At 46.6% G+C, this 11,728-nt stretch carries 12 protein-coding genes; 5 read left to right on the plus strand and 7 right to left on the minus strand.

Translation table 11 applies throughout. The annotated features are described in order from the left end of the window. Window positions 1–27: 27 nt before the first annotated feature. From LUQ50_RS03640 to LUQ50_RS03650, 3 genes are all read right to left on the minus strand, one after another. Window positions 28–375 (minus strand): hypothetical protein, encoded by a 348-nt coding sequence (locus tag LUQ50_RS03640; protein WP_300036320.1) that lies wholly within the window; start codon window positions 373–375, stop codon window positions 28–30. 173 nt (window positions 376–548) lie between these two features. Then, entirely contained in the window at window positions 549–1,697 is a 1,149-nt protein-coding gene (locus tag LUQ50_RS03645) for a hypothetical protein (RefSeq protein WP_300036323.1), read from the minus strand. Between the two features lie 148 nt (window positions 1,698–1,845). Continuing rightward, complete coding sequence (locus LUQ50_RS03650) at window positions 1,846–2,787, minus strand: cation diffusion facilitator family transporter (protein ID WP_300036326.1); 942 nt, start codon at window positions 2,785–2,787, stop codon at window positions 1,846–1,848. 372 nt (window positions 2,788–3,159) lie between these two features. Between LUQ50_RS03650 and LUQ50_RS03655 the strand changes: the two genes are divergently transcribed. The 3 genes from LUQ50_RS03655 (at window position 3,160) to LUQ50_RS03665 (ending at window position 5,714) form a co-directional block, all read left to right on the plus strand. Then, entirely contained in the window at window positions 3,160–4,374 is a 1,215-nt protein-coding gene (locus tag LUQ50_RS03655; protein WP_300036329.1) for an ammonium transporter, read from the plus strand. Window positions 4,375–4,385: 11 nt separating this feature from the next. Continuing rightward, complete coding sequence (locus tag LUQ50_RS03660; RefSeq protein ID WP_300036332.1) at window positions 4,386–4,718, plus strand: P-II family nitrogen regulator; 333 nt, start codon at window positions 4,386–4,388, stop codon at window positions 4,716–4,718. Window positions 4,719–4,844: 126 nt separating this feature from the next. After that, entirely contained in the window at window positions 4,845–5,714 is an 870-nt protein-coding gene (locus LUQ50_RS03665) for a hypothetical protein (RefSeq protein ID WP_300036335.1), read from the plus strand. A gap of 174 nt (window positions 5,715–5,888) precedes the next feature. Here LUQ50_RS03665 and LUQ50_RS03670 read toward each other — a convergent pair whose 3' ends face one another. Together LUQ50_RS03670 and LUQ50_RS03675 are read right to left on the minus strand one after the other, a co-directional pair. Further along, window positions 5,889–6,356, minus strand: coding sequence for a sensor histidine kinase KdpD (locus LUQ50_RS03670; protein ID WP_300036338.1), 468 nt, complete (start codon window positions 6,354–6,356; stop codon window positions 5,889–5,891). Between the two features lie 161 nt (window positions 6,357–6,517). Beyond that, window positions 6,518–6,646, minus strand: a complete 129-nt coding sequence (locus LUQ50_RS03675; RefSeq protein WP_300036341.1) for a hypothetical protein — start codon at window positions 6,644–6,646, stop codon at window positions 6,518–6,520. 226 nt (window positions 6,647–6,872) lie between these two features. On the opposite strand from LUQ50_RS03675, the gene LUQ50_RS03680 reads away from it, so the two are divergent. Then, window positions 6,873–8,399 (plus strand): DUF6398 domain-containing protein, encoded by a 1,527-nt coding sequence (locus LUQ50_RS03680; protein WP_300036344.1) that lies wholly within the window; start codon window positions 6,873–6,875, stop codon window positions 8,397–8,399. An 86-nt stretch (window positions 8,400–8,485) separates the two neighbouring features. Here LUQ50_RS03680 and LUQ50_RS03685 read toward each other — a convergent pair whose 3' ends face one another. Further along, the gene (locus LUQ50_RS03685; protein ID WP_300036347.1) at window positions 8,486–9,328 is read right to left on the minus strand and encodes a DUF3821 domain-containing protein; all 843 of its coding nucleotides are present in this window, start codon (window positions 9,326–9,328) and stop codon (window positions 8,486–8,488) included. A 338-nt stretch (window positions 9,329–9,666) separates the two neighbouring features. On the opposite strand from LUQ50_RS03685, the gene LUQ50_RS03690 reads away from it, so the two are divergent. Beyond that, the gene (locus tag LUQ50_RS03690; RefSeq protein ID WP_300036352.1) at window positions 9,667–9,897 is read left to right on the plus strand and encodes a hypothetical protein; all 231 of its coding nucleotides are present in this window, start codon (window positions 9,667–9,669) and stop codon (window positions 9,895–9,897) included. A 203-nt stretch (window positions 9,898–10,100) separates the two neighbouring features. Here the strand turns inward: LUQ50_RS03690 and LUQ50_RS03695 are convergent, their stop codons facing one another. Further along, complete coding sequence (locus LUQ50_RS03695) at window positions 10,101–11,591, minus strand: methyl-accepting chemotaxis protein (RefSeq protein WP_300036355.1); 1,491 nt, start codon at window positions 11,589–11,591, stop codon at window positions 10,101–10,103. Window positions 11,592–11,728 lie beyond the last annotated feature (137 nt).

The raw sequence follows: 11,728 nt of genomic DNA on the forward strand, positions 1-11,728 counted from the left end.
CCGACACCTACCCCCACTTGAACCTGATTATCCTGACACGATTTTCAGAACATGATCTTTGAGGATCTTTACTATTCGATCAAAATGTTCCTCTTTCCACCAGAATTCTTCAAAATTATTAAAATATTCTGCTTCTGCTTCTTCAATCAGAGGTTTTCCACATCGACTGCAGAATCGATCCAAAGGCTCGTTCATGTACCTGCAGGATTTACACAGGCCCGGTAGTTCATCTTTAAAGTACTGCAAAAAAGCATCTTCAACAATTGCGGTTACGGATTTTCCTTCTGATTTCGCTTTATCTTTAATTTTTTGTATCAAAAAATTCGAAATCCGGGCTGAAAAATGTTCCTTGTTATCTCCCATTGTGTTAGACATAATGTGCAACAATATGTGAAACTTTGTTGCATATTATAGTTACCCAACCTAAAGTATTCCTGAAACGTGTACTTATTTTCTGGACCCTTTGATTCTGATGAGTAATGAGTGAAATGCGAATGGAGATCAGCACATTTACAATCTCAACTCAGATCTTTGAACACATCTAAAAATTATGAGGTCAGATTCCTGACCAACGTATCCACATATACTCTGGAATCACCTTCTTTTCGCATTACTATCGCTTCGATGATGTTTTCATCGATGATATGATACAGGACATACGTAGGCGCCGCACTTGCTAGGAATGCATCAGTCTCTCCATTGAAAATTCCTGAGATCTTCATAACCGGAGGAGTTGTCGGATCATCCGAATGCCGGGTTGCAGTAAAGAACGGGCCAGTTTGGTCTGAATAGGCCATCCATTCGGTATCACTGGCCTCGGTATGGGTAATGGTCCCATTCTGAATCACCGTTCGGGCTGTGATATTCCAGTCCCCAGCCAGGTCAGGATATGTTGCCGGTGAAATATCCGGAGTTTGTGCATTTCGGGTCAACTGACGGTCGAGCACAAAGGTCTCATCATCATCCTGTGGATGAACAACCACGTAATGAATGGAATCTTCACCCGTGATATCACCCACATAATATGCATGACTATCAGTTACCGCGTAAAATCTCCCGTTTGTACTGGTAACTCCGAATATCTTCATCTGAACCAGAGTTCCGTTTTCCTCCGGAACCTGAATAAGACCGGAAAAGAGGCTTCCCTGTTGATCCGTTATGGTTACCGTTCCCACCACAGCGGTCCCGTTTTCTCTTCGCTGTGAGGTAGTATTCCAGGTTCCGGTAAGATTAACCGGTTCAGGGATTACTCCTGATGGCTGAGTGCCGTTTTTTACCAGGTGAGCCGCAATCACCAATGGGCCGTCGTTGGGGAAGAGCATATAATCCATATATTCATGATCAGAGAGCATCTCTCCAAAAGAGATCCCGGATCTGTCATGGTCACGCCAGAAGTACTTTCCATCTGATGAGATCACCCCGGCATTTGGCTCCTGTGTCACCGGTCCGTTTGCCGACTCACGATATGATTCATTTCCTGCGAAAAATCTCCCCTCCTGAGTGAGCGTGATCTGGTATTCCTGAATGCCGGTTGCATTCTCATACCCTCCTGATTCAGAATATGTATCAACTGAGATTCCATCCCAGGTACCGGTCAGATTTGGTACCTGATCCGCACCTGCCGGAGCCATCCATACCCATAGGACGAGGAATGCCAGAAGAGCAACTCCCCGATGATTCATGATACTGTCCGTCATCTTCTATCAATGGTGATCTCGGGATGGCGGTATAAATAATTTCGGCTTTTTGATCGGTAACCCGTACCACTTATCAGGCTCATACACAATCATCCCCGTATTGGCAGGTAAAAAGGATTAGAAACCTGTCAAACAAAGGTTGCCATTATCATTTCTTACCAATTTGTCCGGTGGGAAGGGACTCAGCCTCGATATACACACGGTTGATCTCCGGATATGCCCTGCGAAGGTCAGCTTCAATCCGACCAATCGAGTCATGCATCTGTTCTGCGGTAGTACCTTCCACAAAACAGACCCCCATATTCACGAGCAGATCGGTTGGTCCCATGTACATCGTGAGAATGTCTCCCGCTCTCCTGACTGCCGGATCCAATTCAACCCGCCTCCTGATATCAGCAAGTTCAGCAGGGTTTACCCCTTCACCCAGAAGCAGCCCCATACTCCGGGATGCAAGAACTCCGGCAACACTCATGAGAAGCAGACCGATTGCCACTGATGCCAGTCCGTCAAGATACGGATTCCTGAGTATGTGTCCAAAGAACAGTCCGAGAAATGCAAAAATGAGACCGAGCAGGGCCGCACTATCCTCCAGTACGACGGTGTACAGGCTCGGGTCTTTTGACTCATGAATATACTGCAGCGAACTCATCTCTCCTTTTGCTTGCAGAAACTGCTTCATTGCCACTGAAAAGGATCCTGCTTCAACAAGGAAGGAGATACCAAGCACCAGGAACGCTACGGTGGGATCGCCCATTTCAGTATCAGGGGTGACTGAGACGATATGGGAGAGCCCTTCATACACCGACATCCCTCCGCCGATACCAAAGATGGAGACCGCAACGATATGAGTCCAGAAATAGAGCGATTTTCCGTACCCAAAGGGGTGGCTTTCATCAGCAGGCTGCTGGGCACGTTTCATGCCGAGCAGGACCAGACCGCCGTTACCGGTATCGACCACCGAGTGGATCCCCTCTGAAATCATGGCCGAAGATCCGGTGACAGCCGCTGCTGCAAACTTTATGAGAGCAATTATCAGGTTTCCGGCAATCGCTGCAATGACTGATAGTTTTGAGCCGCTATGTGATGTCATGTGATATCTTCTCTCTTATAGGATCCACCTGCTGATCCATCGGCTCCCGCGATGAACAGATCCGGATCTCATGAACTATCCAACCAATTGCAGATGAAATGGTAAAGAGTTATTGAAAAATGGTTCGATTCATCTCCAACTGGAAGATCTTTAGAGATCCCTCCTCTTCCCTTTCTCTCTGGTTTGTGGTTTTTGATAGTACATGATGAATCAGATTTCATCTCAAAGCAATATTTTAAATATGGTAGAAGATAACTTCCTACTAACGGATCAGATCCGTTCAGGAATAATCAGATTCCCTATCGCCAGGTTTATCTGTATGAAACGCGGTACGGCATCAGTATTATCGGTGGTCTAACAGGTGATTTAGAAATGGAAATTGATACAGGAGCAACGGCATGGGTGTTAGCCTCCACAGCCCTGGTAATGATTATGACACCAGGTGTCGGGCTCTTCTATGGCGGGCTGGTGCGAAAGAAGAATCTCATCAATATGATCGCTCTTTCACTCGTAGCATTCGCGATAGTCAGCCTTCAGTGGGTCTTGTTCGGATATTCACTCGCATTCGGCCCGGACATTGGAGGTTTTATCGGTTCACTGGCAAACTTCGGTCTTGCCGGAATCGGTCAGGAGAGTGCAGTAATTGCCGGCGTGGATCTGCCGATTCCTGCACTCCTCTACATGGTCTTCCAACTGGTCTTTGCGACAGTGACGATGGCAATCATCACATCAGGAATGGCAGAACGGGTAAAATGGTCTGGATTTGTGATCTTTGCCCTGCTCTGGACTACCCTGGTATATGATCCGCTTGCTCACTGGGTCTGGGGTGGTGGCTGGACTGCTCAACTGGGTGCACTCGACTTTGCCGGAGGCACGGTTGTACACATCAGTTCAGGATTCGGAGCGCTAGCCGTCGCACTGGTGATTGGTAAACGGATGGGATTCGGTGAACACTCTATGGAGCCCAATAACATTCCGATGACGCTTATCGGTGCAGCCTTACTCTGGTTCGGCTGGTTCGGGTTCAACTCAGGAAGTGCCATTGCAGCCAATGGTCTTGCCGCCAATGCATTCGTAGTGACGAACACGGCGGCAGCAGCAGGTGCGATTGCCTGGATGCTGGCCAGTTGGATCCGGGGGAAACCGTCCTCACTGGGGCTGGTATCCGGAGCAGTAGCAGGATTGGTAGCCATCACTCCGGCAGCAGGGTTTGTCGACACCATGAGTTCCATCATCATCGGAGCAATAGCAGGGGTACTCTGTTATGGAGTCATGCTCTTCCGAATCAGGAAAGGACTCGATGAGAGCCTTGATGCATGGGCAGTTCATGGTATGGGCGGCCTGTGGGGAGCTCTTGCGACCGGTATCTTTGCGGTTGCTGTAGTAGGAGGAAAAGACGGGCTCCTGGCAGGGAATGCGACTCAACTCGTCTCCCAATGTGTCGGAGCATTTGCAGCAATTGCATATGCATTCGTCGTGACCTACGTGCTGGCACTGGCTGTAGAGAAAACGATAGGTCTCCGGGTAACAGAAGAAGAAGAATATGTCGGATTAGATATCTCCCAGCATGGAGAGAGAATTCATTAACCAGGTGTACCATGCAACTCATCAAAGCAATTATCAAACCAGAACGGCTCGATGCAGTAAAAAATGCCCTTGAGGAGGCAGGTTTCTTCGGTATGACAATTACCGAAGTTCAGGGACGGGGAGAACAGAAAGGTATCAATCTCCAGTACCGGGGCGGATCGATCCTGGTGGATCTCATCCCTAAAATTGAGATTGAACTGGTAGTAAGCGATGCAACCGTTGATCCGGTCATTGAAGCAATCAAGAAAGGCGCCCATACCGGAAAAATCGGAGATGGACGCATCTTCATTATGCCGGTTAGCAGATCGATCAAGATCAGAACCAATGAAGTAACCAACGACTGAAGGATCAGATTCATACAAACCGGATCTGGTTTGTCCTTCACCGGATTACTTCACTAATTTTTACTTTCATGAAGAATTAGCAGTACAGATGATGAACAACGTATCAGCGAAATCGGAGGAATAATAATGAAAATAGTAACTGGAATTTTGATAGCACTCATTGCGTTAGTAACTCTGGCGGGTTTTGCCGCAGCAGACTGGCTTCCAAACCAGACACCAGAAAATCAGGTCTTTTCTATCGACACCGTCATTGATGTAACCGGTGCAGTTGACGATAAGTCAACCATGTCTTGGGTCATTGCATCACCTGATTCAATACCTGAAGGAATTCTTGGAGCAGGACAGTCAATTGCTGATGTAACCTATAAGGATGCAATCCTTACCAACGGCGGAAAACTGGCAGAGAACAAGAATTTTGACTTCAACTCCCAGGATCAGGAGAATGGCTTGTATAATATCGAGTCCCAGAAAGTTCTGACCTACGCCAGCACTGAAGGTGCCCATATGGTTGGCGAAGAAGAGTACACCCTGAGTGTAGCAGGAAACTACTCAGGTACCGACGATACTATCCGTTGTGTCTTCTCTGATAACCATGGAGGTCTGCTTCCGGCATTCTGTAACATTGTTTCAGCCAAAAGTTCTCTGGTAAATGTCAACAGTGCTCAGATCTCTACCAAAGGACAGATCCGTGCCGTTGCCGAAACTGCTGATATTCCGGCAGGTCTGAACTACCAGATCGCAGTGACTCCTGACGCAAACTCAGGAAGCGGCTTTGCAGAAGGAACGGTAAAGACCATCTTTGCGGGAAGTATCATGGAAGCCCGTGATGGTGGAGACGATAACTATGCCCTTGATGGCAGTACCGAAGATGGAGAAGCAACCTGGAACAAGACCTCTGCAGAAAACACCTGGAAAGACAGCACTGAAGTAACCGGTGGAATCAAGACATTCCAGAAGGCCTTTGGGTACCAGTCTGGGATCGCATCGTTAACCTGAATTTCAACTCACCCTTTTTTTCGCCTGGTTCAGACCAGAATTAATGGACCTGATAGTATTCCAGAATGAGAGGTTCGATACCGTTTCGGTTCATGAAAGGGCATAACCGGTATCATCAGGCTATCACAGCATGAAGTTCATCTGATTGAACCGATATCAAGAGATCGGATTCTATCACCCGGATAATTCAGGTTTTCTCATCCGGGTGTTTCGCCATCTTCCTACAGGGATGTATATCTCAAATCTTGCCCCCATTCCTACCTTGCCGGTATCTTTGATAGTAATATGACTAAAGGTAAGGATCTCCTGGATAAGAAGGAGTCCAAGACCGGTATTCTTACCAAACCCTTTCTGAAATATCTTATGCTTATCTTCATCTGCTATTCCCACCCCGTTATCAGCCATAATGAGAACTCCCCCATCTTCACCTGATTCAAACGAGAAGCAGATATGAGTGACTGATTTTCCATGGCGCAGGGCATAATCAACGAGATTATAAATAACCTGTCCGAACATCGGATCCGCGAATATCTCAAGATTCTGGGTATTATCGAGAGTAACTACCTGGCTGCTATTCAGGCTGTCACGGGTCTTGGCTATAATTGCTGAAACCTGATGCCATACCGGTTCCTGAATGCCCATTTTTTCATATAGTGTGTAAATTTTTTCCAGTCATAGTATACTCGGCACCATGGTATTGCAGGTAACCTCAAGAAAGCAGAGGTTCACTAAATCAGGTCAAAGAGTTTAGGATATAGCGCTAATTCTCAATCCGGATGTATTTATCCGTAATCATGCAGGAATCAGGAGGGATTCCCCCCGGCACTGAAATATTCACTGACCGAGAGGTTCCCGCTGGCAAGAGTTCTTCCTGATACCGTGCCGTTACCATCGAGCCGGTGATATAGGTCAATCATTCCTTCCTCGTCCATAATGGGTGTTCCCGGAATGGAGAGTGATCAGCTGGGACAAATTTTACGCCTGAGTATGCCTTATGCTCCGGTGGTCATCCCGGAGTCAGTACTCGTATAATTTGAGAATACGCAGGCAACCGGGTGGGTTGCATATTTCCGGACAGAAACGACTCTTTGGTATCTATCCATCCGGTATCATACATAAATCATAAGAAATATCCGAACAGCATGTCTGATCTGATCTATGAAAGATCAGTTCCCTTCTGCTTTTCCCCGTGACCCGGAGCCCCACATCTCCCTCGTCCTCTCCAACTGGTTTGAAAACTTCAAAAAAAGCCCTGAATACCAGTCAATCGGGAAAGACGGCCATATATGTGCAGAAGAGATTATCACTGATCTGACCGGATTCATGCTCTATTACCATGATACCGCTCCCATGCAGTGGACTGAGGACCGCGTCGAACACTGTCTGATGACTGACTACCCCAGAAGTCTCTTCCGGGACGATGGAAACGTCTTTTTTATTCCAATCGTCCTTACCTCGTTCTTCAGGTTCCTGGGGAGGACACGGATGTTTCCCCATGCAACCCGTATTGCGAAGCGGATTGAAGTGATGAGAGATGACTTTCACGATAAGATGGATGATGTCGATCTCTATAGCATGAGAAAATCCCTCTTCATCGCTGCCGAAGAAGATGGTATCGATCCTGAAGATTATGAAGCCGTCCTCGGATATCTGAGTGATACCGGTGACCGCGAGATGGCAGGGGAAGATCCGGCGGTAACCGAGGATATGTTTACTTTCATCTCAACCTGGCTGATTCCGTTCTCTGACTCACGGGAGGCTGCGGGAATCACAGACGTAACCGGAAATGACGTGATCGAGATCGTCATCATCATGGCCTCATCTCTGATCAAAGACGGAAAGGATCCTGACAGGTGGGATCCGAAACTCCTGGCAGAAACCATCACCGGTTTTATGTTCAACTATCCGATGGGGAGGAAAAAGAAAGAAGCCATCGTTCCGATACTTCATGCATTCTTCACCTACCTTGGAGAAGAGAAACTCCACCCGAAAGGACAGGAGATAGCAGATACCATCTCTGGCCTGAATGGGAAGTTGCCTTGCGAATCAGAAAACGCATACCTGGGGGCAGCCGCCGAGATCGTGATGAATCACCTGGTGAAAGAAGGGATCATGCTCCATGACGAGGAGAAAGTGAAGAAGTATCTCAATAATAACATGGAAGAGATCTTGATTGACATGCTCCGATCCGGTGACCCGGCCCTTCTTGCGGAACTGGGAAAAGGGATCATCGGAAGAGAGGTGTCGGGAACCGGGTATGAATCCCGGACACCTGATGTCACCGATCTCTCACCAGCCCAGAAAAAATGGTACGACATGATCACTGACATGACCGATTCGTTCTCTTATGAGCATCTTGACAGCGAATATGCAGTAATCTGCCAGACCGTGGCCTGCCGGCTGGCATATATGGATGACGGACGGGTTAGAAGGGGAAAGCCATCTATCTGGGCTGCAGGAATCGTTCAGGCTGTCGGACAGATGAATTTCCTCTCTGACCCCTCTTTTGAACCCTTCCAGTTGACAGAGGACATCTGCCGGTATTTTGGGACAAATAAGAGTACCACATCCCAGAAGGCAAAACTGATCCGCGATGAGACAGGGATGAATGATTTCTGGGATCCTGAGTTCTCAACTGAATACATGTTAAGCCTGGATCCGTTCAAAAAGTACCGGCTCTCCTGAACCTGTCAGAATCAGGGAGAGATCAGGGGATGATCTCCTGAAAACCCGTTATTTTCAGAAGATGAAAAAGGGTTGATGTATTGGTACTATAGGCTACCCCCGCCGCCTCCCCCGCCTGAAACGAAGATCTCCACGTTTTTCACCGGTGTTGCAGTTTTACCTATATATTCTGATCCATCAGGTGCACGATACAAGTCGTCCATCCCGTTCAGATCACTCGTGGCCTGGATCGTGTATTTCCCAGCCTCATAGATCTTTTTGCCGGTATTCGATTCTGCCCCGGTGTTCCATCCTCCGCCCGGTGCTGCAACGGTATGATCCTCACCCTCGCCAATCCAGTACCATTCCTTAGTGTCTACAGGAAGATTTCTCAAAGAGACTTTTTCTCCATCTGAACAGACAATGCCGGGCAGGGAATCCCCATCAGGGGTATTTACAGTCAGGCTGATGAATGTATCCTCTGGAGAATACCCGGCCCTGTTTGTGGCATTGTACATATTTGTCGTAATACGGAAGTTCACCTCGGAACCTTGTCGGACACGGGTGTTGGTGATATCCTCCTTAGTTGCAGCGTCCAGGATCTGTAATGAAATCCTTGGTTCATCAACGGCAAAGGCTACTTCCCCGGCACTCTTTCCATCCCACAGATACCATTTTCCAGAATTCCCCATAAATTCCATCGGGTCAACAAAGAACAATTCAGGGTCGGAAATTTTTTTCATATAATACCATTCATCAACGGCAGGATCATCCCCTGGTAACCAATACGCGATTGTATTGTAACCGCCCAGGGCGCCGGTGATATCAAGATCTCCTTCTCCGACAAATATTGTGTCACCAGGTGAGATCTTATTCACGACGGCAGTTGCACAAGAGATCATCGCAATCATGCATAAACCAATAGCAAGCACGAACAATTCTTTCTTCATGATACCTCTGTTGTATCCGGTCACCAGGATTGATCTCATTTGTAGAATCTGAAATTTCCGAATGAGTCAGAGTATTTTATTGTTACCTTATAAACATACTTATATTGATATTCCTGCTCTTCGAGGCCAGTTTTGATTTCCGCCTCTCTAATTCCCAATGATTTATCAGTGCCTTTTTGGAGCCTGAAGAAATAATCAGATATGAACCGAATCCGTTTGTATCTGTTGTTGACTGCGGTTTCTCGGCTTCATGATGATTTCACCCGCTTTGTGAGTGAACCAGGCCCGGTTGAGAACTGGTGGGAGGCAGTTTTTACTGGAAGAAGTAAAGAAGTACGATGGGGCCTTCGCTCTCTACGATCTGGCAATATAATAATTTCCTGATGACGAAAACCTGCACGAGAAAAGTACTGATATTGTCACGAGTCCGTTATTATTGTGGTCCGCTTGAAGTGTGTAAGAAGGCACGCGATATCAATCCAGATAATGCACTGACATGGCAGAATTATAGAGCAGTGAATGCTCAGCTTGGCAGATATGATGTAGCGATTGTGAAGGTTTCGGCTTAGTATTATGGGGCTGTCGCAAAATTAATTGAAATAAAATAGATATCGTTACCTGTTGGTGGAAATGGAGATAGTTCGAGAATAACTACCTGACCGCTATTCAGACTGTCCCTGGTCTTTGAAATTATTGCAGTAACTTGATGCCATACGGGTTCCTGAATGCCTATAAATGAGAGAACCAAAAATCACTACCGATAAGGAGGGGTCTATTTCAGTCTGAACCAGTCAGACTGTAACTTCAGTTCTTTTGCCATTTTAGCAATCTGATCTGATGAATGTGCAATGTTTCCGGTCTCGGCACTGGTCTGTTCCATTCCTGAAAGAACAGCCTTCATTCTTGATAGATTCTGTTCGCTCTCCCCACTCATCGCAGACATCCCTTCAAGGACCCGGTTCATTACGAACTGCTCATTCTCCATAGAATTACTGATGGAATTCATACTTCCACTGATCTGACCGACGGTGGTAATAATAGAGCCCAGAGCAGTAATCGTCTGCATTACCGTCTCAATCGCTTCACGAATCTCTTCGTATGATAACTTAATTGAATCAACCGTTTTTTGTGAACTGGCCTGGATGGTACTGATCAACTCTTCTATCTGAGTAGTTGCACCCTTTGATTGTCCTGCAAGATTTTTGACCTCCTGAGCGACAACTGCAAACCCTCTCCCATGCTCTCCAGCCCGTGCTGCTTCAATCGCTGCATTCAGGGCCAGAAGGTTTGTCTGACTTGAAATATCGGATATGATCCTGACAATCTTGTTAATCTCTACCATTTGCCCGTTGAGCTGAGTGATCTGCTCCATGTTTACCTCACTGATCTTCTCAACAGACTCCATCTTTTCGCTGGCAAAAGCTCCAAACGTTTTTGCCTGATTACCCTGAATTGAAGCTTCGGTAGCCTGCTGCATAAGGTCCCGGACAATCGCTACATTTTCCTCAATAGAAGAAGAGAGTCTCGTCACTTCCTGCGATATCTGCAATGTCCCATTCAACTGTGTCTGTGCCCCGTCCGTAGAAGCTCTGACCCGTTCTACTCCTTCATTAATAGATCTGGAGATTGACTCAGTACTGGAGAGCATAGCCTGGGTATTGGTGGTAAGGCTGCTAATAGAGACATTCAACTTTTCTATCAAAGCGGCCACGGTATTCAGAGCCTTGTTATAATCCTCTTTGATCTGGAAAAGCGGGTCATCTTTTTGAATAACGGCACGATAACTGAGATCTCCCTGTGCCATTCTGGCCATACCTCCTTCAAGATCATCAGCACTGCGGGAGAGCATATCTGAAAGTGCCCTGGATTCTGTCAGAAGTAGGGTAACCTCCTGCTCCTTCTCTTTTCTGGTCGTGATATCATTATACACGATCAAAAAATTTTCCAGGGTTCCTGAAATATTAAAGATCGGAATACCATACTGCTCAAGGGTGCGAACACCGATTGGAAATTCGATAACCAGTTCACCATAAGTCGTTTTTTGATATTTCATCAGTTCTTTCAGACCTTCTCCCGAGTGATCAAGAACTGTCAGATCCAGGGGGCTTAATTGGAGGATCTGCTCTCGTGTATATCCGGTATACTTGAGATATACGTCATTGGTCAGGAGAATACGCTCATTCTTATCGATGAGAAGAACCGGCATCGGGAGCTGCTGAACTATAGAGGTATTAAGATGCTCGAGTTCCTTTATCGCCTGCATCTTTTGCTCGAGTTCTGCTTCACTCTCTTTCCGGTCAATGTACGTAAAAAAAATATAGGCAATTGAATTAATAAGATAACACTCTTCCAGAAGGAATTTACATTAATGAAACAAAGAATTCTATTAAATATATAATA

This window comes from Methanospirillum sp., assembly GCF_028679455.1.
Taxonomy (GTDB): Archaea; Halobacteriota; Methanomicrobia; order Methanomicrobiales; family Methanospirillaceae; genus Methanospirillum.